This window comes from Microbacterium sp. (genome assembly GCF_047607465.1).
GTDB lineage: Bacteria > Actinomycetota > Actinomycetes > Actinomycetales > Microbacteriaceae > Microbacterium.
In genome coordinates this window covers 1-23,331 of the sequence record NZ_JASGCY010000068.1, presented here as the reverse complement: position 1 = coordinate 23,331, position 23,331 = coordinate 1, and the positions used below count along the sequence as shown (strand labels likewise).

21 protein-coding genes and 1 pseudogene are annotated in these 23,331 nt (G+C 69.2%); 17 read left to right on the top strand and 5 right to left on the bottom strand.

Annotated features, from left to right (window positions below; translation table 11 throughout):
* Positions 1-60: 60 nt before the first annotated feature.
* The gene (locus tag QM568_RS09855) at positions 61-1,056 is read right to left on the bottom strand and encodes a hypothetical protein (protein ID WP_415138310.1); all 996 of its coding nucleotides are present in this window, start codon (positions 1,054-1,056) and stop codon (positions 61-63) included.
* A gap of 159 nt (positions 1,057-1,215) precedes the next feature.
* On the opposite strand from QM568_RS09855, the gene QM568_RS09850 reads away from it, so the two are divergent.
* Positions 1,216-2,250 carry a LacI family DNA-binding transcriptional regulator gene (locus QM568_RS09850; RefSeq protein WP_415138308.1) on the top strand — a complete coding sequence of 345 codons (1,035 nt, stop codon included), beginning with the start codon at positions 1,216-1,218 and terminating at the stop codon, positions 2,248-2,250.
* 81 nt (positions 2,251-2,331) lie between these two features.
* Here the strand turns inward: QM568_RS09850 and QM568_RS09845 are convergent, their stop codons facing one another.
* Positions 2,332-4,449: an alpha-galactosidase gene (locus QM568_RS09845; protein WP_415138306.1), complete on the bottom strand. Its 2,118-nt coding sequence runs from the start codon at positions 4,447-4,449 to the stop codon at positions 2,332-2,334.
* Entirely contained in the window at positions 4,449-5,471 is a 1,023-nt protein-coding gene (locus QM568_RS09840; protein ID WP_415138304.1) for a LacI family DNA-binding transcriptional regulator, read from the bottom strand. The genes QM568_RS09845 and QM568_RS09840 overlap by 1 nt, the downstream gene beginning before the upstream one ends.
* A 284-nt stretch (positions 5,472-5,755) precedes the next feature.
* Here QM568_RS09840 and QM568_RS09835 point away from each other — a divergent pair, with 284 nt between their 5' ends.
* The 13 genes from QM568_RS09835 (at position 5,756) to QM568_RS09775 (ending at position 19,781) form a co-directional block, all read left to right on the top strand.
* Positions 5,756-7,078, top strand: coding sequence for an ABC transporter substrate-binding protein (locus tag QM568_RS09835; protein WP_415138302.1), 1,323 nt, complete (start codon positions 5,756-5,758; stop codon positions 7,076-7,078).
* Positions 7,079-7,095: 17 nt separating this feature from the next.
* Positions 7,096-8,082 (top strand): carbohydrate ABC transporter permease, encoded by a 987-nt coding sequence (locus QM568_RS09830; RefSeq protein ID WP_415138300.1) that lies wholly within the window; start codon positions 7,096-7,098, stop codon positions 8,080-8,082.
* A 26-nt stretch (positions 8,083-8,108) separates the two neighbouring features.
* Entirely contained in the window at positions 8,109-8,984 is an 876-nt protein-coding gene (locus QM568_RS09825; protein ID WP_415138312.1) for a carbohydrate ABC transporter permease, read from the top strand.
* Positions 8,981-11,434, top strand: a complete 2,454-nt coding sequence (locus tag QM568_RS09820) for a glycoside hydrolase family 2 protein (RefSeq protein ID WP_415138298.1) — start codon at positions 8,981-8,983, stop codon at positions 11,432-11,434. Before QM568_RS09825 ends, QM568_RS09820 begins: the two co-directional genes overlap by 4 nt.
* On the top strand, positions 11,431-12,468 hold the full coding sequence (locus QM568_RS09815) for a glycoside hydrolase family 113 (RefSeq protein WP_415138296.1): 1,038 nt from the start codon (positions 11,431-11,433) through the stop codon (positions 12,466-12,468). Before QM568_RS09820 ends, QM568_RS09815 begins: the two co-directional genes overlap by 4 nt.
* Positions 12,465-13,649: a thiolase family protein gene (locus tag QM568_RS09810; protein WP_415138294.1), complete on the top strand. Its 1,185-nt coding sequence runs from the start codon at positions 12,465-12,467 to the stop codon at positions 13,647-13,649. Before QM568_RS09815 ends, QM568_RS09810 begins: the two co-directional genes overlap by 4 nt.
* A gap of 319 nt (positions 13,650-13,968) precedes the next feature.
* Entirely contained in the window at positions 13,969-14,415 is a 447-nt protein-coding gene (locus QM568_RS09805) for a hypothetical protein (protein ID WP_415138292.1), read from the top strand.
* A gap of 119 nt (positions 14,416-14,534) precedes the next feature.
* Positions 14,535-16,034 carry a CoA-acylating methylmalonate-semialdehyde dehydrogenase gene (locus tag QM568_RS09800; protein ID WP_415138290.1) on the top strand — a complete coding sequence of 500 codons (1,500 nt, stop codon included), beginning with the start codon at positions 14,535-14,537 and terminating at the stop codon, positions 16,032-16,034.
* Between the two features lie 41 nt (positions 16,035-16,075).
* Positions 16,076-17,287 (top strand): acyl-CoA dehydrogenase family protein, encoded by a 1,212-nt coding sequence (locus tag QM568_RS09795; protein WP_415138288.1) that lies wholly within the window; start codon positions 16,076-16,078, stop codon positions 17,285-17,287.
* The gene (mmsB, locus tag QM568_RS09790; protein WP_415138286.1) at positions 17,284-18,219 is read left to right on the top strand and encodes a 3-hydroxyisobutyrate dehydrogenase; all 936 of its coding nucleotides are present in this window, start codon (positions 17,284-17,286) and stop codon (positions 18,217-18,219) included. The genes QM568_RS09795 and mmsB overlap by 4 nt, the downstream gene beginning before the upstream one ends.
* A gap of 62 nt (positions 18,220-18,281) precedes the next feature.
* The gene (locus tag QM568_RS09785; protein ID WP_415138284.1) at positions 18,282-18,566 is read left to right on the top strand and encodes a type II toxin-antitoxin system Phd/YefM family antitoxin; all 285 of its coding nucleotides are present in this window, start codon (positions 18,282-18,284) and stop codon (positions 18,564-18,566) included.
* On the top strand, positions 18,563-18,967 hold the full coding sequence (locus tag QM568_RS09780) for a type II toxin-antitoxin system VapC family toxin (RefSeq protein ID WP_415138282.1): 405 nt from the start codon (positions 18,563-18,565) through the stop codon (positions 18,965-18,967). Before QM568_RS09785 ends, QM568_RS09780 begins: the two co-directional genes overlap by 4 nt.
* 37 nt (positions 18,968-19,004) lie before the next feature.
* On the top strand, positions 19,005-19,781 hold the full coding sequence (locus QM568_RS09775) for an enoyl-CoA hydratase (RefSeq protein WP_415138280.1): 777 nt from the start codon (positions 19,005-19,007) through the stop codon (positions 19,779-19,781).
* 88 nt (positions 19,782-19,869) lie between these two features.
* On the opposite strand, the gene QM568_RS09770 is transcribed toward QM568_RS09775, so the two are convergent.
* Both QM568_RS09770 and QM568_RS09765 read right to left on the bottom strand, forming a co-directional pair.
* A complete protein-coding gene (locus tag QM568_RS09770; RefSeq protein ID WP_415138278.1) occupies positions 19,870-20,325 on the bottom strand; it encodes an SRPBCC family protein in 456 nt (151 codons plus the stop codon).
* A gap of 1 nt (position 20,326) precedes the next feature.
* Positions 20,327-20,863, bottom strand: a complete 537-nt coding sequence (locus tag QM568_RS09765; protein ID WP_415138276.1) for a MarR family winged helix-turn-helix transcriptional regulator — start codon at positions 20,861-20,863, stop codon at positions 20,327-20,329.
* 98 nt (positions 20,864-20,961) lie between these two features.
* Between QM568_RS09765 and QM568_RS09760 the strand changes: the two genes are divergently transcribed.
* The 3 genes and pseudogenes from QM568_RS09760 to QM568_RS09750 all read left to right on the top strand — a co-directional run.
* Positions 20,962-21,738, top strand: a complete 777-nt coding sequence (locus QM568_RS09760; RefSeq protein ID WP_415138274.1) for an electron transfer flavoprotein subunit beta/FixA family protein — start codon at positions 20,962-20,964, stop codon at positions 21,736-21,738.
* 1 nt (position 21,739) lies between these two features.
* On the top strand, positions 21,740-22,711 hold the full coding sequence (locus QM568_RS09755; RefSeq protein ID WP_415138272.1) for an electron transfer flavoprotein subunit alpha/FixB family protein: 972 nt from the start codon (positions 21,740-21,742) through the stop codon (positions 22,709-22,711).
* Between the two features lie 8 nt (positions 22,712-22,719).
* Positions 22,720-23,331: pseudogene (locus QM568_RS09750) on the top strand (hypothetical protein); the annotation flags it as partial.

Sequence of the window (23,331 nt, the reverse complement as noted above, 5' to 3'; positions counted from 1 at the left end):
GGTCGTATTTCCTGCGGAAATCGAGCCAGGTTTGCGACCGGAACAGGGGGAGGGGCAGGGTCAGCGACGCAGCGCGGCGGCGACCCGGTCGACGAGACGCTGGGGGTCCTTCAGGGTGGATGCCGTCACCTCGATGACGGTCCACCCGGCGGCTCGCAGCCGTGCCACGCGTTCGACATCGTCGGCCCAGGTCGCCGAATGCAGGTAGCCGTGGTATTCGACCGCCACCTTCTGCGCCCGATAGGCCATGTCGACGCAGCCGAGGAACCGGCCGTCGTCGTCATAGACGTCGATGTTCAGCTCCGGCTCAGGCAGCCCCGAGGACACGAGGTGGTAGCGCACCAGCGATTCCCGGGGCGACCAGGAGTCCTCTCTGATGAGCGTCAGCGCCTCACGTAGCCGTGCCGCCCCGACGCGGCGGCCGGCGCGGAGCGCCTCCTCGAGCTGGACCCTCGTCGTCAGCGGCTCCCGATCCGTTGGCGGCCGCCCGAAACCGGGTCGCCACACCCGGCAGAGGAAGTCGCCGAGGACGACCAGATCGGATATCGCGAGATGAGCGCCGAGCATCGCCCAGGTGCTCGTCGGAGTGGCGATGTCCATGCCCTCGACCCTGCAGGTCTCGGCCAGATGCGCGTGCACCCGATGCCGCGTCACCCCGGACGTACGCTGCAGAGCCTCCGTTCCGATCGTGCTGACATGGAGGCGGAGCTCTTCGTATCCGGCGATGTGGTCGTCGTCTCCCGTTCGCTCAAGCGGAAGCGGAGCGCCCCAGAGCGACGCGGCCGTCTCGTGACTGAAGAAGTGCTGGCCCCGCATCCGCGGCTGGAACTCCCGTGCCCGCCGCACCCGTGCCCGCCGCTGCATCGCGTACGGGTTGTTGTCGTCGTCGGAGTCGTCGTCGCTGAAGCTTCCCTCGCGTACGCGGACGCCGTAGAAGGGTTTCTCGAGGTCGGGTCCCCGCATCCGTCCGCGTGCGAGGCCGAAGGCGATTCCGCTGCGCACCGTGAAGGCGTCGCCCAGTGGCGCCGGAAGGGGGACGTGTCGGTTGCCTTGCATGAAGCCACCGTGCCACGCCCCCGCTTCTTCTCTCAGAACTTATCCACACCCCCCGCCCCGTGCCCTGCTCCGGTCGCAAACCTGGCTCGACTTTCCCGAGAAATCCAGCCAGGTTTGCGACCGGAACCGGGGAGAGCGGCTCGGGAGTAAGCTCCAGGGGTGAAAAGCACCACCGATCGCCGAGTGACGATCGCCGACATCGCGGCGCGCGCCGGCGTCTCCATCGGTGCGGTGTCGTTCGCGCTGAACGGGCGGAAGGGCGTCTCCTCCGAGACCCGGGAGCGCATTCTCGCGGTGGCCGACGAGCTGGGGTGGGCGCCGGCGGCATCCGCTCGCTCGCTCGCCGAGGCGAAGACCGCCACCTTCGGCCTTGCGATCGCCCGCGACCCCCGCAACCTCGGGGTCGAGTCGTTCTACATGCATTTCCTCGCCGGCATCGAGAGCGAGCTGTCGTTGCGCAACCACGGGTTGCTGTTGCAGGTGGTGCCCGACATCCACAGCGAACTGGAGACTCTGCGCGCGTGGCGCAACGCCCGGCGCGTCGACGGGGTCATCGTCACCGACGTGCGGGTGGAGGACCCCCGCATCGCCTATCTCGCCAAGACCCCTGGCCTCCCGGTCGTGGTGGTCGGGCACCCGAGCGTCGCCGGCTCATTGGCGGCGGTGGGGACAGATGACGGAGCCGCCGCCCGCCAAGCCGTGCAGCACCTGGTGGGGCTGGGGCATCGGCGCATCGCCCACGTCGCAGGGCTCGTCGAGCTCGCGCACACCCACCTGCGCACCGCGGCGTTCCTCGATGAGATGCGGGCGCAGGGAGCCGAGCCCACCGTCCTGCACACCGACTTCACGCCGAAACAGGGTGCCGAGGCCACTCGGCGGGCGCTCACCGGGTCCGCCGCGCCGACGGCGTTCATCTTCGACAACGACATCATGGCGGTCGCCGCCCTCGGCGTGGCGACCCAACTCGGCATCCGGGTTCCCGAAGACATCTCGATCATCGCCTGGGACGACTCTGTGCTCTGCCAGCACACATACCCGCAGATCACGTCGCTCAGCCATGACGTGGTGAACTTCGGCGCCCATGTCGCCCGGCGACTGTTCGACGTGGTCGCGGGCGCCCCCACCGACGGCGAGCTCGACGCCACCCCGGTGCTCCAGCCCCGCGGGTCGACGGGTCCTGTCCCGCGCGTATAGTCTCGCCCGGCCCCGCCCGGGTCACATCTCCGGCGGGTTCAGCCCCGGTGTCCCGCCCGAAGTGTGACCTGGCACGAAGTCCTAGACTGCCGTCACCTGCACGACCAGAGCCTGCACCGGCCACAGCGTCGGCAGCTGCAGGCCCACCTCGGCGAGCACGGAACCCGGCAGCTCGAGGGGCGTGCGGATCCACGGCGGTGTCACCCAGCCCATTTTCGTCTCGCCGATCTCGTCGCGCACGTGCACGCGGTACCGGCGGGCCGGGTCGAGCCCCGGCAGGCGCAGCCGCTCGGCGCGGGCGTCCTGCACCGAGGCGATCGTCGCGATCACGAACACGGCGTCGGCGGGGGTGACGAACCCGGTGATGCGCCAGGCGGGGTCGCGCAGCTCGGGGTGCACGACCACGCCGCCATGGATGATCGGACGCAGTTCCCGGTACAGCGCCGTGAACGCGGTGATCGCTGCGGTCTCCTCGTCGGACAGCGACGCGATGTCCCATTCGAGCCCCGCGCAGCCCATCAGCGAGGTGGCGATCCGGTACGACAAGTCGGTGGTGCGGCCGGAGCTGTGCGACTCGGTCGGCCCGACGTGGGCGCCGACGAGCTCGGGTGGCAGCAGCAGTCCGGTCCAGCGCTGGATATCCTGCCGTTCGACGGGATCGTTCGAGTCGCTGGCCCACACCCGGTCGGTGACCTGCAGGATGCCGAGGTCGGTGCGCGCGCCGCCCGAGGAGCATGACTCGATCTCCAGCCCGGGATGCCGCGACTTCAGCTCGGCGATCAGCCGCAGCACCGCCGCCGTCTGCCGGTGTGCGCCGGGGACTTCGGCGTGCACGCTCTCGACGAGGTCGCGGTTGTGATCCCACTTGATGTAGTCGATTCCGAGTTCGGCGACCAGGGCGCTCATCTGCCCGAGGATGTGTGCGTACGCGTCCGGGTTCGCGATGTCGAGCACGTACTGGGTGCGCCATGAGAGTGCGGCGGGGTGGGCGAGGTGGCGCTCGTCGTGCAGCAGCCAGTCCGGATGCTGTCGCGCCAGCTCGCTGTCCAGGCTCACCATCTCCGGCTCGAACCAGAGCCCGAACTGCATCCCCCGTTCGTGCACCCGGTCGGCGAGCACGCCGAGCCCGTCGGGCCAGGCCGCAGGGTCGACGACCCAGTCTCCGAGGCTCGTGGTGTCGTCATGGCGGCCGAGGAACCAACCGTCATCGAGCACGAAGCGTTCGACGCCCACGGATGCTGCGCGATCGGCGAGTGCGAGCAGCCGGGCCGGCTCCTGGTCGAAGTAGACCGCCTCCCAGGTGTTCAGTGTGAACGGACGCGCGGTGCGCGGGTGCTGCGGGCGACCCCGCAGCCAGGAGTGGATGCCGGCGGCCATGCCGTCGAGACCGGCGTCGGAGTACTGGAACAGCGCTGGCGGAGCCGAGTACGTGTCACCGGGGGAGAGCACGAGCTCGCCGGGGCGGAACAGCTCGCCGCCACCGAGCAGGGTCACCGCGTCGGACACGCGATCGGTGCGGTAGGTCGTGTCGCTCGGCCACGCCACGTGTGCCGCCCACACGCGCCCGCTGCGCCAGCGGGGCTCGCCGTCGGAGGCGATCAGCAGCGTCGGCGCATCGTGGCCAGGACGGCCGCGTCGGGATTGCCGGGCGAGCGAGCCCGCCGGGAAGGGCGTCGTCACCGGGCGCTTCTCGCGCGCCCAGCGGCCGTCGAACGTCGTCAGATGTGAGGCGGTGCTCGGCACCGGCATCGTCGGCTCGAGCCACTCCACCTCGATATCGGTGTTGCCGTCGTTGCGCAGCACGGCGTCGACCTGCACCACTCCGCCCACGCCGATCGCGATGCGCTGGGTGAGCACGAGCCCGCTTCCGTCTCGCGCGGTGCACGTCGCCGAGGCGGCATCCGACTCGACCTTTTCGAGATGCCAGCGGGTGCGCAGCTGCCGGCCATGCTGCCGCAGCTGCATGCCGGGGCGGCCGGACCAGCCATCGGAATCCTGCGGCATGGTGGTCAGCTGCCAGGCGGCGTCCAGGGTCGCCGGCGCTGTCTGGCGGGAGAGCGCGTCGGACATCGCCGCCATGTCTTCCGCGGTCACGGCTCCGATCGGCGCCCCCCAGTGCAGTACGCGGGGCAGCGACTCGCCGCGCGCATCCACGATCACGTCGACATCGGGGCCGGTGAGGTGGATGAGGCCAGTCATCAGACGCTCCTTTCGACCGGCGGGCGTTCGCCGGTTCCACGTTCCACGATCCAGGTCGGCAGCACGATCCGCTTCGTCGGAGCGGTGGGGTCCCCCATCCGCTCCATTGCCAGCTGAGCCGCCTGCCGGCCGAGCTCGATCGGGTCATAGGTGATCACCGAGACGCCGATGACGTCGGCGGTGTCGAAGTCGTCGAAGCCGATCAGCGCCGTGGTCTCGTCGCCGCGGGCGCGGAGGGCCCGCAGCGCCCCGATCGTCATCCGGTTGTTCCCGGCGATGATCGCGGTCGGCGCGTCGGGGGAATCGAGCAGCCCGCCGACGGTGTCCTCGCCCGCTTCGGCACGGTCGTCGACGAGGCGGCACCACGGGTCGGTCTCGATGATCCCGGCCTCGGCCATGGCGGCGCGGTAGCCGTCGACACGCTCGGTCTGGGTGGAGACGGATGCCGGATTGCACACGTAGCCGATCCGGCGGTGTCCGTTCGCGAGCAGTCGGCGGGTGGCTTCGAGGACGGTGGCGCGGTTCTCCAGCACGAGTGCGTCAGCGGCGAGGTTGTGCGCGACCCGGTCGATGGCGATCACCGGGGTGCCGAGCTGGCGTTCGCCCTCGAGGTACGACTGGTCATCGGCGACCGGGATGATCAGCAGTGCTCCGATGCGCTGGCCGAGCAGTGCGTCGACGACCTTCGCCTCGCCGTCGGCGGTGTCGTCGGTGGTCGCGACGAGCAGGTGGTGGCCGTGCGGGGCGATCTCCGCCTCGATGCCGGCTGCGACCTTGTAGTAGAACGGGTTGCCGAACTCGCCCATCACGAACCCGATCGTGTTCGTGCCGCTTCCGCGGCGCAGCCCTCGGGCGAGCGTGTTCGGCCGGAACCGCAGCCGCGCCGCTGCCTGCTGCACGCGGTGCGCGGTCTCGGCCCCGACGAGGTCCGGCTCGTTGAACACGCGCGAAACGGTCTTGGTGCTCACCCCGGCGAGGCGGGCGACATCGTCGAGGGTGGCGCGGGGCTGCACTGGCGACATCGGAGTGCCTTCGATCGCGTTTCACGGACAGGAATCGCTCAATAGTAGACACGAAATCGCCTCATGTCAGCGACGGACAATGGCGCCATACGCGGAATGGCTATCGGATGCCGTGCCGCAAAGCCCTGATGAAGCCCGGGAAAATAACGCTTGGTGAATCGGCAGCAGCTGAAGCAATTTCGCTAAAGCGCTTTACATTGCCTAGCTGCTGTCCTACGCTGACATCCGCAACCAGCGGAGTGCGCCCGCCTCCGACGACTGCCAGATATCAAGGGAGATCTCACATGGCATCACGCAAGGCAATGGCTGGCCTTGTCGCCCTCACGGCAACGACAGCGCTGGCGCTCGCAGGCTGCTCCGGCGGCAGTGCGGACTCCGACGCGAGCAACACCATCGACGGCGAGATCAAGGGCGACATCAAGGTGCTCACCTGGCGCACGGACCTCGTCCAGGACGGCACCTACGACCGATACGTCGAGGAGTTCGAGAAGAAGTACCCCGAAGTCAACGTCACCATCGAGGCTGTCACCGACTACGCCACCGAGATGCAGACGCGGATGTCGACCACGAACTACGGCGACGTGCTCGGTATCCCCACCCTTCAGCCCGACCAGTACGAGCAGTTCCTCGAGCCGCTCGGCAAGACCGCCGACTTCGAGGACACCTACCGCTTCCTCCCCGCGGCCAGCTACGACGGCACCCAGTACGGCATCGCCTGGGGTGGTAACGCGAACGGCGTCGTCTACAACAAGAAGGTGTTCGAAGAGGCCGGCATCACCGACCTGCCCACGTCCGAGGACGAGTGGCTCGACGCGTTGCAGAAGATCAAGGACAAGACCGACGCCGTCCCGCTCTACACGAACTACAAGGCCGGCTGGACGCTGACGCAGAGCTTCGGCAACCTCGGCGGCATCACAAACGACCCCGACGCTCCCATCACGCTCGCCGAGGACACGGCGCCGTGGACCGAGGGCACGGACATGTACGCCATCGACTCCCTGCTCTATGAATCCGTCGCCGCCGGCCTCACCGAGGAGGACCCGCTGACCACAGACTGGGAGCAGTCGAAGGTGCTCATCGGCACAGGCAAGATCGGCGCGATGACGCTCGGCTCCTGGGCGGTTTCGCAGATGAAAGCCGCAGCCGAAGACAACGGCGCCTCCGCCGCCGACATCGGCTTCATGGCCTTCCCGGCGAACGTCGACGGACAGCAGTACGCGGTCATCGGCGGCGACTACAACCTCGGCATCAGCAAGCACTCCAAGGCGAAGGCCGCGGCGTGGGCGTTCATCCAGTGGATCGTCGGCGAGTCCGACTACACCTCGGTGCAGGGCATGGTTCCGACGCTGACGGACCAGCCGCTTCCCGACTCGCTCGCGGACCTTGAGGCGAACGGCGTCGATCTGCTCGAGATCAACCCGGCGCCCGCCGGCAAGGAGGGCCTGCTCAACGAGGTCGCCAACGATTCGCAGATCGACCTGTACGGCCCCATCTACCGGCAGAAGCTCGTCGATATCGCCCGTGGTGCGGCCGACGGCGACAAGGAGAGCTACTTCGCCGAACTCAACGAGCGCTGGGGCGCCTCGGTCGAGAAGCTGGCGAACTGAGCGAGAGCGGCAGCGAGATGAGTATCTCCACCCCCGATGCGGCGAAGCCGCAAGCCGCTGCCGCACTCCCCGCGCCCGAGCAGGCGCACCCGTCCCGCGGCTCCGGCCGCGGGACGGGTGGCGCCCAGCGTCCCCGCCGCGGAGTGATGCAGCACCTCACTCCGTGGCTCTTCCTCGCGGCGGCGGTCGGACTGCTGCTGCTGTTCACCTACTGGCCGGCGCTGAACCTCTTCTACTACAGCGTCACCGACTGGGACGGCATCGATCAGACGAAGAACCTGGTGGGCTTCGAGAACTACGTGCAGGTCTTCACCGATCCCCGCATCTTCCAGGTGTTCTTCGTCAGCCTGTACTACTTCGCGGCGTCCTTCTTCCAGATCGCCATCGCGCTGTACTTCGCGACGATCCTCAGCTTCTCCACACGCTTCTCGAGCTTCTTCCGTGGGGTGCTGTTCTTCCCGTATCTGATCAACGGCGTCGCCGTCGGATTCGTGTTCCTCTACCTGTTCCAGCCAGGCGGCACGCTCGACACCGTGCTCGGCTGGTTCGGCGTCGTCGACCCGCCGCAGTGGCTCGGCGACCCCGACATCGTGAACTGGTCGCTCGCCGGTACCTCGGTGTGGCGGTACACGGGCATGGGCTTCGTGCTGTTCCTCGGCGCGATCCAGTCGATCCCGCACGAGCTGTACGAGGCGGCGGACATCGACGGTGCCTCCCGTTGGGCGCAGTTCTGGGCGATCATCTTCCCGGGCATCCGTCGTGTGATCGGGCTCACCGTCATCCTCGCGATCGCCGGCAGCCTCAGCGTCTTCGAAGTGCCGTTCGTGATGACCGGCGGCGCGAACGGGTCGTCGACGTTCGTCATCCAGACGCTGCAGACAGCGTTCAGCTACCGGCAGGTGGGTCTCGCCTCGGCGATGGCCGTCGTCCTGCTGTTCGTGGTGCTGATCGTCACCTGGATCCAGCGCAAAGTCTTCCCCGACGAGAAGGTCGACCTGACGTGACCCACACGACCGAACCACTGCGAACGATGCCGTTGCGCACCACGCCGCCGAAGCAGATCCGCGGGCGCTCCGCCCTCGACAAGCTGCGCAGCGGCAGTGCCACCACCGCCAAGTACACCAGCCTCATCATCGCGGCGATCGTCACGATCCTGCCGCTGTCGGTACTGCTGTTCGCCGGGCTCAAGACCAAGACCGAGTACGCACAGACCGGACCGTTCACTCCTCCCAGCGACTGGCTGAACTTCGACAACTTCGTCACCGCGTTCGTCAGCGGCAAGATGCTCGAGGGATTCGTGAACACCACGATCGTGCTGGCCGTCTCGCTGGTGGGTACGATCTTCATCGGCACGATGGCCGCCTACGCGCTGGATCGCTTCAACTTCCGTGGCAAGCGACTGGTGCTGGCCCTGTTCCTCGTCGCGACGCTGATCCCCGGTGTGACGACGCAGGTAGCCACCTTCCAGCTGATCAATGCCTTCGGCCTCTATGACTCGATGGCCTCGCTGATCATCCTGTTCATGGGCACCGACATCATCGCGATCTACCTGTTCATCCAGTTCATGCAGTCGATCCCGATCTCCCTCGACGAGGCGGCCATGATCGACGGTGCGAACCGGTGGACGATCTACTGGCGCATCGTGCTGCCGCTGCTGCGACCCGCGATCGCGACGGTCGTGATCATCAAGGGCATCGCCATCTACAACGAGTTCTATCTGCCGTTCCTGTACCTCCCGTCGCAGGGATTCATCTCCACATCGCTCTTCCGGTTCAAGGGACCGTACGGCGCGCAGTGGGAAGTCATCGCAGCAGGTACCATCCTCGTGATCATTCCGACGATCATCGCCTTCCTGGTTCTGCAGCGCTGGATCTACAGGGGCCTCACCGCAGGGGCGGTCAAGTGACATCCACCCCGATCCGCACAGAACTCCACACCGGATGGACCGTGCGCCGTTCGCACGGTCCGGCGCCGAAGGAGATCGCGGGGCGCAGCATCCCGGCATCCGTGCCCGGCTGCGTGCACACCGATCTGAGCGGCGCGTCGCTGATCCCCGACCCGTACCTCGATGACAACGAGGCGCTGCTGGCGTGGATCGGGTTGGTCGACTGGACCTACGAGACGACCTTCGAGTGGTCGCCGAACGGGCACACCCGGCACGACCTCGTCTTCGACGGGCTCGACACGGTGGCCACCGTGCGGCTGAACGGTCACGTCGTGCTCGACGTCGCGAACCAGCACCGTTCCTACCGGGTCGACGTGCGCGAGGCGCTCATCGACGGCACCAACCGGCTCGAGGTCGCATTCCGTTCGCCGGTGCGGTATGCCGACGCGCAGAGCCAGGCGCTCTCGCCGCGTCCGCGGGCGTATCCGACGCCGTTCGAGGCGATCCGCAAGTCGGCCTGCAGCTTCGGCTGGGACTGGGGCATCGCCACGGCGACGAGCGGGATCTGGCGTCCGGTGCGCCTGGAGTCCTGGTCGGTCGCGCGCATCGCCGAGGTGCGGCTGTCGGCGCTCCCCGTCGATGGCCACGGCCGGTTGAGTGCGCAGGTGCGGGTCGAGCGCGAAGCGCATGCTCCTGCTCTCACTCTCACCGCCGAGGTGGGCGGCGCACGGGTCGCCGTGCCGGTCTCCGGCGACAGCGCCGAAGTGGTCGTCGACGTGCCGGATGCCGCGCTGTGGTGGCCTGTCGGATACGGTGAGCAGCCGCTGTACGACGCCGCGTTCGTGCTCTCTGGTGCCGCCCGTGCCGTCGACACGGCGGCACGCCGGGTGGGCTTCCGGAGCGTGGAGTGGAACACGGCACCGGATGCTGACGGCACCCCGTTCACGCTGGTGGTGAACGGGCAGGCGGTGTTCGTGAAGGGCGTGAACTGGATTCCGGATGACGCGCTGTTCCCTCGCGTCGACCGTGCCCGCTACGAGCGCCGGCTGCGGCAGGCGGTCGTGGCGAACCTGAACCTGATCCGGGTGTGGGGCGGCGGGATCTACGAGTCAGAGGATTTCTACGAGCTGTGCGACGAGCTGGGCCTGTTGAGCTGGCAGGACTTCCTGTTCGCCTGTGCGGCGTATCCGGAGGAGGAGCCGATCCGCAGCGAAGTGGAGGCGGAGGCGCGCGAGCAGATCGTGCGACTGTCAGCGCATCCCTCGTTGGTGCTGCTCACCGGCAACAACGAGAACCTCTGGGGCTACGAGGACTGGGGGTGGAAGACCGAGCTCGATGGGAAGACCTGGGGCGCGTACTACTACCACGAGCTGTTCCCCGCACTGATTGGGGAGCTCGCCGCGCATGTGCCGTACAGCCCGGGTAGCCCGTTCAGCCCGAACGGTGATCACCCGAACGCCGAGCCGCACGGAACCATGCACCTGTGGGAGCAGTGGAACCGTCGGGACTACGTCACCTACCGCGAGCACCGCCCGCGGTTCGTCGCCGAGTTCGGCTGGCAGGGGCCGCCGACATGGACCACGATGACGCGGGCGATCTCGGATGAGCCGCTGACCCCGGAGTCGCCGGGCATGATCGTGCACCAGAAGGCGGCGGAGGGCAACGTCAAGCTGACCCGGGGGCTGCTGCCGCACTTCCGCGTGCCGAACGACACCGAGACATGGCACTGGGCGATGCAGTTAAACCAGGCGAATGCCGTCGGGTTCGCGCTGGAGCACTTCCGCTCCTGGGCGCCACGCACGATGGGTGCTGTGGTGTGGCAGCTGAACGACTGCTGGCCGGTGACGAGCTGGGCGGCGGTCGACGGCGACGGGCGGCTGAAACCGTTGTGGCATGCGTTGAAGAACGCGTTCGCCCCGCGGGTCGTGACCGTGCAGCCGCGCGACAGCGGACTCGCCGCCGTGTTCGGCAACGACACCGCAGAGGACTGGACAGGCGAGGTGCTGTTGCGGCGGCTGTCGTTCGACGGCGCGGAGCTCGCCTCGTCGGCGGTGGCGGTGGCGGTCCCTGCCCGCTCGTCGGCGACGGTGCCGTTGCCTGCGGACGTGGCGACGGCGACGGATGCCGCAGCGGAGCTCGTGGTGGCCGAGATTGGCGACGTGCGCGGATTCTGGTTCTTCGTCGAGCCGCGGGAGTCGGCCCTTGCTGCGGCGGAGGTGTCGGTGGACACGGCCGTGGTCGACGGGGGCGCCGAGGTGCGGGTGACGGCCGAGTCCCTTGTGCGGGACCTGTCGTTGCTGCCGGACAGGGTGCACCCGGATGCGTACACCGAGGACGGCCTGATCACGCTGCTGCCCGGCGAGACCGCGACGTTCCTGGTGCGGCATCCGCAGGGTATCGACCCGTCCGGGTTCGCCTCGTCTGCGGTCGTCCGTACTGCGAACGAGCTCGTCACCCGAGAACACGTATGACCACCGCATCCGACCTCGGCTACGTCGCCGGTATGACGTGGGGGTGGACGGGGGTGCGGGGTACGTGGGCGACGCCCGCGGCTTCCGAGTCGATCGCTGCGATGGTCGAGCACGGGGTGAACTGGACGGCGATCGCGTATGCGGTGGAGCAGGCGACGGCGCAGTCGACCGTGATGCCGTGGGATCAGGCGCCGACAGTCACGGGGGACGAGATCGCGTGGGCGATCCGGGAGGCGAAGTCGCACGGGGTGAAGGTGTGCCTGAAGCCGGTCGTCAACGTCAGCGACGGCACGTGGCGCGCGTACATCGGCTTCTTCGACTGGGATGTGCCGGGTGAGCCGAGTTGGGGCGAGTGGTTCGCGTCGTACACCGAATTCATCCTGCATGCGGCGCGGATCGCGGAGGCCGAGGGATGCGAGATGCTGTGCATCGGCTGCGAGATGGTGCGTGCGGACTCGCGGGAGGCCGAGTGGCGGGCGTTGATCGCGGCCGTCCGCGAGGTGTACTCGGGTGTCGTCGCGTACAACTGCGACAAGTACCAGGAGGACCACGTCTCCTGGTGGGACGCGGTCGATGTGATCACGTCGTCCGGCTACTACCCGATCGATGAGTGGGAGCGTCAGCTGGATCGCATCGAGAAGGTGGTGGATGCCATCGGCAAGCCGTTCCTCTTCATGGAGGCCGGATGCCCGTCCCGGGTCGGATCGGCCGCGAAGCCGAACGATTGGTCGTTGCCCGGCGCCCCGTCGGGTGCGGAGCAGTTGCGGTACTACCAGGCGATGTTCGCGGCGTGCGACGCCCGGGACTGGGCGCGCGGCTTCATGCTGTGGGACTGGCCGCCCACGCTGTATGCCGAAGCCGATGCGAGCGCGAACGATGACTACTGCCCGTACGGCAAGCCGGCGGGTGCCTGGCTGAAGGAGGCGTACCGCGTGCGCATCCCCCCGTTCCGGTCGCAAACCTGGCTCGATTTCCGCCGGACAGCCAGCCAGGTTTGCGACCGGAACGGGGAAGAGCGGATGCTGGACGCATGAGCACGCGCAGCGAAGCCGTTCTGGTCGATGTCGTCCGCACCCCCGTGGGGCGCGGGAAACCTGGGGGTGCGCTGTCGCACGTGCACCCGGTGGACCTCGCCGCCGGGGTGCTCCGGGCGCTGCTCGAACGCAACGGGCTGGAGTCGGGGCAGATCGACGATGTGCTGCTCGGCTGCGTGAGCCAGGTTGGCGACCAGTCGGCGAACATCGCCAGGCAGGCGGTGCTCGCGGCCGGACTCGACGAGGCGGTGCCGGCGACGACGATCGACCGGCAGTGCGGCTCCAGCCAGCAGGCCGTGCACTTCGCCGCAGCCTCGATCGCCGCCGGTCACGCGGACGCCGTGGTCGTCGGTGGGGTCGAGTCGATGAGCCGCGTGCCGCTGGGGTCTGCAACGGCCGGCGGGACCCCGCTCTCCCCGCGGCTGCGCGATCGCTACCCCGACGGCCTCGTGAACCAGGGCGTGAGCGCCGAGCTCATCGCCGCGCGCTGGGGGCTCGGCCGCGAGGAGCTCGATGCCTACGCCGCAGAGTCCCATCGGCGCGCGGCGGCGGCATGGTGCGACGGCTTCTTCGATCGGACGGTGATCGCGGTCGAGGAGGCCCCGGATGCCGTGACCGACGAGACCGTCCGTGAGGGCACCACCGCCTCGAAGCTCGCGGGGCTTCCGGCATCCTTCCGCGCCGATGCGCTGGCGGCGAGGTTCCCCGAGATCGAGTGGAGCATCACTCCGGGGAACTCCTCGCCCCTCAGCGACGGCGCCTCGGCCGCGCTGCTGATGAGCGCCGAGCGCGCCGAGCGCCTCGGACTGATTCCCCGTGCGCGGTTCCGCGCCGTCGCCGTGATCGGAGATGACCCGCTGCTGATGCTCACGGGTCCCATTCCGGCGACCAGACGCGTGCTCGATCGCGCGGGGCTCACCCTCGACGACCTCGACGCCTATGAGGTCAACGAGGCCTTCGCCTCGGTGCCGCTCGCCTGGGCGGCCGAGCTCGGCGCCGATCGGGACCGGCTCAATCCGCGCGGCGGCGCGATCGCCCTCGGCCACGCGCTGGGGTCGTCTGGCACCCGGCTTCTGGGCACTCTCGTCGACCACCTCGCCGCCACCGGCGGACGCTTCGGCCTGCAGACCATGTGCGAGGGCGGCGGCATGGCGAACGCGATGATCGTCGAGCGGCTCTGAGCGTCCGCCGCGCAGGAGGAGACCCCCGCCGACCCGATTCGGCGGGGGTCTTGCGCGGCGCCGCGAAAGGGGGCCGCAGGGCGCGGATGCCGTGACGACCCGATCCGGTCAGAGTCTTCGTCCGCGCAGGAACCGTTGTACCCGGTGAAGGTGTCCACCGGGTGAACGCGAACCGAACGCGGGGTTCCTGCGGCTGTGCTCGCCGTCGCGGCGCGGGCGGTCGGGCGCTCTTCCTGCACAATCGGGCGGATGCCGGAAGTTATCCACAGGTCGCGGGATCACGCGGAGCGGTGTCGGTCGCATCGCGCATGATCGGGGCATGACAGATGCGACCACCCCCGTGAAAGACCGTCCGCTCGCCGGCGACGACGACCTCGCCGCGCTCATCGAGGCGCTGCTGGAACGCGCGAAGCAGCGCCAGATGTGGCTGATGTTCATCGACGAACGCGGATGCCTCGGCGACCCTCTGATGCCGATGGCCGACTACCCCGACGACCCGACCGCGATGGCCTTCGCCGACGACCTCGGAGAGGTCGATCACGCGACGCTCCTGATGACCCGTGCCGAGAGCCTGCGCGAGCTTACCGCGAACGCCGCTGTCGTCTTCGTGTGGGAGCGACCGGGATCGAGCGTCATCGGTGTCGAAGACCGCGAGTGGGCGCGCGCAATGCGTGACGCCGCGGTCGCGCTCGATGTGCCGCTGCGGGCGCAGTTCGTGCTGCACAGCCGCGGGGTGCGGCAGCTGCATCCCGACGACATCGTGTGAGCGAGTGAGGGCGACGTGAGAAATTACTAGGATGCCCTAGTAAATACTCGGATGCCCGATTAAAATCGAGCCGTGCCGATGAGCACAGTGCTGAAGAAGGCGCGAAGGGATGTCGCACGATGACTCGTCTTGTTCCTCATTTCATGGGCGGATCGCTCGTGGTGCCCGATTCCGGGCGCTTCGGAGACGTCTTCGACCCGAGCACCGGAGCCGTGCAGGCCCGCGTGCCGCTGGCTTCGGTCGATGAGGTGCGGTGTGCGATCGACGACGCCGAGGCCGCGCAGCCCGAGTGGGCGGCGGCGAACCCGCAGAAGCGCGCCCGTGTTCTGCTGCGCTTCCTCGAGCTTGCGCAGCGCGAGATGCAGCCGCTCGCCGAGCTGCTCGCGAGCGAGCACGGCAAGACCGTTGACGACGCCAAGGGCGACATCCAGCGTGGGCTCGAGGTCATCGAGTTCGCGGCGGGCGCCCCGCATCTGCTCAAGGGCGAGTACTCCACGAGCGCCGGTGCGGGCATCGACGTGTATTCGATGCGGCAGCCGCTCGGCGTGGTCGCCGCGATCACCCCGTTCAACTTCCCCGCGATGATCCCGCTGTGGAAGGCCGGGCCCGCGCTCGCCGCAGGCAACGCCGTCGTGCTCAAACCCAGCGAGCGCGCCCCCTCCGTCCCCGTTCGGCTCGCCGAGCTCTTCCTCGAAGCGGGGCTGCCCGCGGGAGTGCTCAACGTCGTGCACGGCGACAAGGAGGCCGTCGACGCGCTGCTCGCCGACGACCGCATCCGCGCCGTCGGTTTCGTCGGCTCCACGCCCATCGCCGAGTACATCTATACGACGGCATCCGCTCACGGCAAGCGCGCGCAGTGCTTCGGCGGCGCCAAGAACCACATGATCGTGATGCCCGACGCCGACCTCGATCAGGCCGTCGACGCCCTCATCGGTGCGGGCTACGGCTCGGCCGGAGAGCGCTGCATGGCGATCTCGGTGGCTGTGCCGGTCGGCGCGGAGACGGCCGACGCCCTCGCTGCGAAGCTCGTCGAGCGGGTTGCGCAGCTGCGGGTCGGCCCCTCGCTCGCAGCCGATGTCGACTACGGCCCCCTGGTCACGCGCGCCGCGGTCGAGCGCGTCGAAGGGTACATCCAGCAGGGCGTGGACGAGGGAGCGACGCTCCTCGCCGACGGACGCGGCTTCACGGTGCCCGGTCACGAGGAGGGCTTCTATCTCGGCCCCACGCTGTTCGACCACGTGACCACCGACATGGCGATCTACCGCGAGGAGATCTTCGGCCCGGTGCTCGTGATCGCCCGCGCCGCCGGCTACGAGGAGGCGTTGCGGATGGCGAACGAGCACGAGTACGGCAACGGCGTCGCGATCTTCACGCGCGACGGCGACGCGGCCCGCGACTTCGCCGCCAGGGTCGAGGTCGGAATGGTGGGCGTGAACGTGCCGATCCCGGTGCCGATCGCCTCCTTCACCTTCGGCGGCTGGAAGCGCAGCGGATTCGGCGACCTCAACCAGCACGGCGCCGACGCCTTCCGCTTCTACACGAAGACCAAGACGGTCACGAGCCGGTGGCCCAGCGGCATCAGAGAGGGCGCCAGCTTCGTCATCCCCACCATGCACTGACCCATCGCCCCGCGAAACGCAGCATCCCACAAGGAGCCACCATGACACTCACCGCCGTCACCACCACCTCCGAAGAGCGCGAGGCGATCCTCGGTGCCGTCCGCGAGTTCGCCGACGCCGAGCTCGCCCCCTTCGCGCTGGAGCGCGACGAGAAGCATCTCTTCCCGCGCGAGACGCTGCACCGCGCGGGGGAGCTGGGCCTCGGCGGCATCTACGTGCGCGAGGAGTTCGGCGGCACCGGCCTCAGCCGCGCCGACACCGTCGCGATCTTCGAGGAGCTCGCCAAGGGCGACCCAGCCGTCGCCGCGTACATCTCCATCCACAACATGGTCGTCTGGATGATCGACACCTACGGTGACGAAACCCAGCGCGGCGAGTGGCTGCCGTCACTCACCGCCATGGAGCAGTTCGGCGGCTACTGCCTCACCGAGCCCGGTGCGGGATCGGACGCCGCCGCCATCGCGACCAGCGCCGTCCGCGACGGCGACGAGTTCGTGCTCACCGGGATGAAGCAGTTCATCTCGGGGGCGGGCGAGGCGGGCGTGTACGTCGTCATGGCCCGCACCGGTGCCGCAGGCTCCGGGGCTAAGGGCATCAGCGCCTTCCTCGTGCCTGGCGACGCCGAGGGGCTGAGCTTCGGCGCCCTGGAGAAGAAGATGGGCTGGCACGCGCAGTCGACCAGGCAGGTCGTCTTCGACGGCGTGCGGGTGCCGGCATCCGCTCTGCTCGGAGAGGAGGGCAACGGCTTCGCGATCGCGATGTCGGCGCTCAACGGCGGTCGCCTCAACATCGCCGCCTGTTCGCTGGGCGCAGCGCAGTGGGCGCTCGACCGGGCAGTGCAGTACGTGCATGAGCGGGTCGCGTTCGGCGAGCCGCTCGCCGAGAAGCAGTCGATCCTCTTCCAAGTCGCCGACATGCGCACCGATCTGCAGGCGGCCCGCCTCATGGTGCGCGATGGCGCGCAGGCGGTCGACGAGAAGGCCCCCGACGCCACGATGCGCTGCGCGATGGCCAAGCGCTTCGCCACCGACGCCGGCTTCGACGTCGCGAACCGCGCCCTTCAGCTGCACGGCGGCTACGGGTACCTGCAGGACTACGGGATCGAGAAGGTGGTCCGCGATCTGCGGGTGCATCAGATCCTGGAAGGGACGAACGAGATCATGAGGCTCATCGTGGGTCGGGAGATGCTGCGACCCGCCGGATCCGCCTCCCTCCAGCGCAGCGGCGGAGACCCGATGCGGAGCTCGTCATGACCGCCGTCGCGTTCCTCGGCCTCGGGCACATGGGCCTGCCGATGGCGAAGAACCTCGTCGCGGCCGGCCACGAGGTGCACGGCTTCGACGTCGTGCTCGCCGCCGTCGAGGCGGCGAGGGCAGCGGGCATCCCCGTCGCCGAGAGTGGAGCGGATGCCGTCGCAGGCGCGGAGGCCGTGATCACGATGTTCCCGGCGGGCCGCCACGTGATCGCCGCCTACACGGATGAGCTGCTGGCGGCGGCGGCCCCGGGGGCCCTGTTCATCGAGTCGTCCACGATCGCCGTTGATGAGGCGCGCACCGCGCACGAGCTCGCGCTCGCCGCGGGCCACCGCAACGTCGACGCCCCGGTCTCCGGCGGCGTGGTCGGGGCCGAGAACGGCACCCTCGCGTTCATGGTCGGCGGCTCCGACGAGGACGTCGCCGCCGCACTGCCGCTGCTCGAAGCGATGGGCAGGCGGATCGTGCACTGCGGCGGACCGGGCCTCGGTCAGGCGGCGAAGGTGTGCAACAACATGATCCTCGCGGTGTCGCAGATCGCCGTGGCCGAGGCGTTCGTGCTGGGGGAGCGCCTGGGGCTCGAGCATCAGGCGCTGTTCGACGTCGTCTCGCAGGCATCCGGTCAGTGCTGGTCGCTCACGACCAACTGCCCCGTGCCTGGACCGGTGCCGACGAGCCCGGCGAATCGCGACTATCAGCCCGGCTTCGCCGGCGCCCTGATGGCGAAGGATCTCGGGCTCGCGCTGCAGGCGATCGAGCAGACCTCCACCGACGCGAAGATGGGGCGGCTCGCGCAGCAGCTGTATGCGGCCTTCGCCGCCGGAGACGGGGCGACCCGCGACTTCTCGGGCATCATCACCGATATCCGCAGGGAGCACCGGCCCGCCCGTGCCGAAGACCTCTACGACGAGGGCGCAGGACTTCCGGGGTGATCATGGCCACGGCCGACATGCGCCCGTGCGTTCATTCTGTACAAGAGCGTACAATCGTGATCATGTCGACGATCAGTGCGAGCATCGCGAGGCAGACCCTGCCGGCGCAGCTCGATCGTGTCGAAGCCGGCGAGGAGGTGGCGATCTCGCGCCACGGGCGGGTGGTGGCTGTGCTCATCAGCCCCGATCGGCTGCGCAGCCGCCGTGCGGAGCAGTCCTGGAGAGACGCGGATGCTCTGCATGCGCGACTTCTCGCCGCACGAGCGGATCCGCTCACCGCGACGATCGACTCTGCCCGCGCGGATGCCCTCATTCAGGAGATCCAAGACTCCCGCCCGCGGCGATGACCGCTCTGACCGCGTTCGACGCGGACGTGCTGATATATGCGGCGATTCCCGAGCATCCGCTAGGGGTGCCGGTCGTCTCGCTTCTGCAGGAGGACCAAGGGGTCGGTTCCGTGCTCCTGCTGCCTGAGGTTCTCATCAAGCCGATGCGCACGGATGCAGGATCCGCTGAGGTCGACGATCTGATCCGAATCATCAGCAGGGTGAGACTGCTCCCCTTCGATCAGGTCGTCGCAGAGCTCGCCGTCGCCTTGGGAGTGCGGTACGGACTGCGCGCGGCCGATGCTGCTCATCTCGCGACGGCGGTATCCGCTGGGGCGGACCGTTTTCTCACCAACAATCGCAAGGACTTCCCGCTCGACATCTCCGAGATCGACATCATCTATCCCGAGATGCTCGGATGACTGCGGGAGCACACTGGAAGCAGCAAGGGAGAGCACCATGACCGAGTACGAGACGATCCTGGTCGAGCAGCGGGGGCGGGTCGGTTGGATCACCCTGAACCGGCCGGAGGCGTTGAACGCACTGAACAGCCGTGTCGCCGAGGAGGTGACCGCAGCCGCGACGGCTTTCGACGCCGACGAGGGCGTCGGGGCGATCGTCGTCACGGGCTCAGAGAAGGCCTTCGCGGCCGGCGCCGACATCAAGGAGATGGAGTCGATGTCGGCGTCCGAGATGATCGCCACCGATCACTTCGGCATCTGGCGAGACTTCGCGGCCGTCCGCACCCCGGTGATCGCCGCGGTCTCCGGCTACGCCCTCGGCGGCGGGTGCGAGCTGGCGATGATGTGCGACATCATCCTCGCCGCCGACACGGCGAGGTTCGGCCAGCCCGAGATCAACCTCGGCGTGATCCCCGGCATGGGCGGCACGCAGCGGCTCATCCGCGCGGTCGGATACTACAAGGCGGCCGAGCTCGTGCTGTCCGGCCGGTTCGTGGGGGCCGAAGAGGCTGAGCGGGCGGGCCTCGTGTCGCGGGTCGTGCCGGCATCCGCTCTTCTCGACGAGGCGACGACGCTCGCCGAGACGATCGCGTCGAAGTCGCTGCCGTCGGTCTACGCGGCCAAGGCCGCGCTCGATGTCGCCCTCGAGACGCCGCTCGCCGACGGCCTCGCCTATGAGAGGAAGGCGTTCGCGGCCCTCTTCGACACGGTCGACCAGAAGGAGGGGATGGCCGCCTTCCGCGAGAAGCGCGCGCCCGACTTCCAGCACCGCTGAGAAACCACTTCCGCCCCGAGACACCACGCCGGAGGGGGTGTCTGATGGCGGAAGTGGTTTCTCGGCGAAAAGGGGGAGAAGGAGGGGGTCAGGCGCGGTGCTCGGCGACGGCGGCGAGCACGGCGTTGCGCTCGGCGATGAGGTTCCGCATGTACCTCGTCATGAAGAGGCGGTCGACGAGACGGCCGAGGGGACCGAAGGGGGAGCGCATGGTGATGGTGTCGCGCATGAGCGTTCCCTGCGGATGCTCCTCGAACTCGTGCTCGTGCTGCATCTCGGCGAAGGGCCCGGCGATCTGCCGGTCGCGGAAGCCGCGCGGCGGATCGATGTCGAACACCACCGAGCGCAGTCGGAAGTGGATGCCGAAGTGCCGGGCGCGCCAGGTCGCCGTCGAGCCCTCTGCGAAGACGCCGCCGACGGGTTCCTCGATCATGCTCTCGTCGTACCTCGCCATCGAGCGCACGTGCAGGGCGGGATCGATCGCCACGGCGAACACCTTGACGCGCGGCGCCGCGATGATCGTCTCGAGCACGAAGCGCGCCATGTCAGAGCGGCTCGGGCTGAGGGCGCGGATCGGCGAAGTCCCCGGCGGCCTTGCGCATGCGTGCGACGATCGCGACGAGTTCTGCGGCGTCGGCGGAATCGAGGCCCGGGTCGGCGAAGACCTCGGCGTTCAGGGCGATGGTCGCGCGCTCGACGAGAGCGCGGCCCTCGTCGGTCAGCGAGAGCAGCGCCGCACGGCGGTCGTGCGGGTGCGGCTCGCGCACGATGAGACCGTCGCGCACGAGGCGCTCCGCGGTGCTCGTGATCGTGGTCGCGTGCACCTGCAGGCGGGCGACCACGCTCGACAGCGGCAGTGTGCCGGCGCGGCTGAACGCGAGCAGGCGCAGCACCTCGTACCGGGCGAACGACAGCGCGAACGGCTTGAGGGTCGTGTCGACCCGCGCGAGCAGCAGCTGCTGCGCCCGCATGACCGAGGTCACGACAGTCATGCCCTCCGCGGCATCCGCCCATCCGTGCGCGATCCACTGCCGCTTCGCTTCGGCGAGCGGATCGACGGGGAGGGGGCGGGAAAAGACCACGACACTACGCTATGCCATCGGATGACTTGATTCTGAGTCTTAGACTTTGTGAGACTGAGTGCCAACGCTAGAATCGAGCCAGTCGTGAGGAGACATCGATGAAGATCGTCGTACTGGTCAAAGAGGTTCCCGACACTTACGGGGATCGCAAGCTCGACCTGGAGACCGGTCTGGCCGACCGCGCCGCCGGCGACGTCGTGCTCGACGAGATCACCGAGCGCGCGCTCGAGGTCGCGCTCGCCTACGCCGACAAGAACGCCGGAACCGAGGTCGTCGCCCTGTCCATGGCGCCGGAATCCGCCACCGCCTCCGTGCGGCGTGCTCTGGCCATCGGCGCCACCTCGGCGGTGCACATCGTCGACGAAGAGCTGCGCGGCGCCGACCTCGGCCTCACCGCCGAGGCGCTGGCCGCCGCGATCCGTCGTGCGCAGCCCGACCTGGTCATCACAGGCAACCTCTCCACCGACGGCTCCGGCGGGATGATCCCGGCGATGCTCGCCGAGCACCTCGGCTTCGTTCAGGCGACCGCGCTCAGCGCGATCGAAATCGCAGCCGACGCGGTCTCCGGAACACGGGCGACGGATGCCGGTCCGCAGCAGATCACCGCGCCCCTCCCGGCCGTTGTGTCGATCACCGAGGCGCTGCCGGAGGCGAGGTTCCCGAACTTCAAGGGCATCATGGCGGCCAAGAAGAAGCCGCTCGAGCAGCTCTCGCTCGCCGACCTCGGCGTCTCGGCCGATCCGTCCGCCGCCGCCCGCACCATCATGACCTCGGTGGCCGAGAAGCCGCCGCGGGCGGCTGGAGTCAAGATCACCGACGAGGGCGATGCCGCCGCCCAGCTCGTCGAGTTCCTCGCGCAGAACAGGCTGGTGTGACATGGGCTACCCCGCGAACCCGATCCTCGTCCTCGTCGACGTCGACCCGGCCGGAGGCGCCGCCTCCAGCACGGCGGCGCTGATCGGCGCCGCCTCGACGATCGGCGCTCCGGTCGCGCTGATCGTCGGTGGCACGCCGGAGGCGACGGATGCTGCAGCGCGGGCCGGCGCGCAGGTCGTGCTCACGGCGACCGGCGACGACGCGGCGCTGACGGTCCCGATCGCCGACGCGCTTCAGGCCGCGTACCGTCAGGTCGCCCCCGATGCCGTGCTGGTGTCGAACTCGGTCGCCGGTCGCGATGTCGCCGCACGACTCGCCGTCCGCGAGAAGCTCGCGGTGTCGGTCGATGCCGTCGGCGTCAGCCGCGATGACGAGGGCGTCGTGGCGCACCACTCGGTCTACGGCGGCGCGTATCTCACCGAGTCGGCCCCCACCTACGGCGCGGCGCTGATCACGCTGCGCCAGGGCGCGGTCGACACCAGGGCGGAGGCTGTCGCCGCTCCCGTCGTCGAAGAGCTCGCCGTGATCGCATCGGGAGCACCCGCCGCGAGCGCCGGCGCCGTCGAGGCCGTCGAGGCCGTCTCGTCGCGGCCGGAGCTGCGGGGGGCGGCGAAGGTCGTCTCGGGTGGTCGCGGTCTGGGTTCGAAGGAGAAGTTCGTGCTCGTCGAGCAGCTGGCCGATGCGCTGGGCGCGGCCGTGGGCGCGTCGCGCGCGGCGGTGGACGCGGGGTTCATTCCGCAGTCGCATCAGGTGGGTCAGACGGGTGTGTCGGTGTCGCCGCAGCTGTATGTCGCGTTGGGCATTTCGGGGGCGATCCAGCATCGTGCGGGGATGCAGACGGCGAAGACGATCGTGGCGATCAACAAGGATGCGGAGGCGCCGATCTTCGAGGTCGCCGACTTCGGCATCGTGGGCGACCTGTTCACGGTCGTGCCGCAGCTGATCTCGCTGATCGAGGCGCGGAAGGGCTGAGGATGGCCATGCGTCGTGGGCTGCCGCGGGTCGCCGGCGGTGAGCCGTGGCCCCCTGCGGATGCGGAGGCGCCGGCAGCCGCGGTCGCCCCACGGGCGGCGGGTGAGTCGGAGCGCGGAGACGAGACACCCCGGGGGACGGCTGTCGCTCCGGGAGCGCCTGCAGCAGCGGTCGCCCCGGGAACGGGGGGTGAGTCGGAGCGCGGACACGAAACGCCTCATGACGTCGCGGTCGCTCCGGCAGCGCAGGCAGCCGCGGTCGCCCCGCGAGCCGCAGGCGAGTTGGAACGCGGAGACGAGACCCCCGGGGAAACCCCGGTCGCACTGCGCCGCGGGCTGCCGCGGGTCGCCGGTGGTGAGCCGTGGCCCCCGGCGGATGCGGTGGTGCCTGCCGTGGCCGCGGCTTCGAGTGCGGATGCCGCCGCGGCCCCGTCCTCTTCGGCGGGGGCTGTTCCGGCATCTGCTTCTGCGGCATCCGCCCCCCGAAGCGGCGTGTCGGCCCCCGAAGCGGAACGGTCCGATGCCGCCGCGGTCCCGTCCCCGGGCACCCCGTCCCCCGTCGCGACCCCGGCCCCCGGCACCCCGATCGCGCTGCGGCGCGGGCTCCCGCGGACGGCCGGG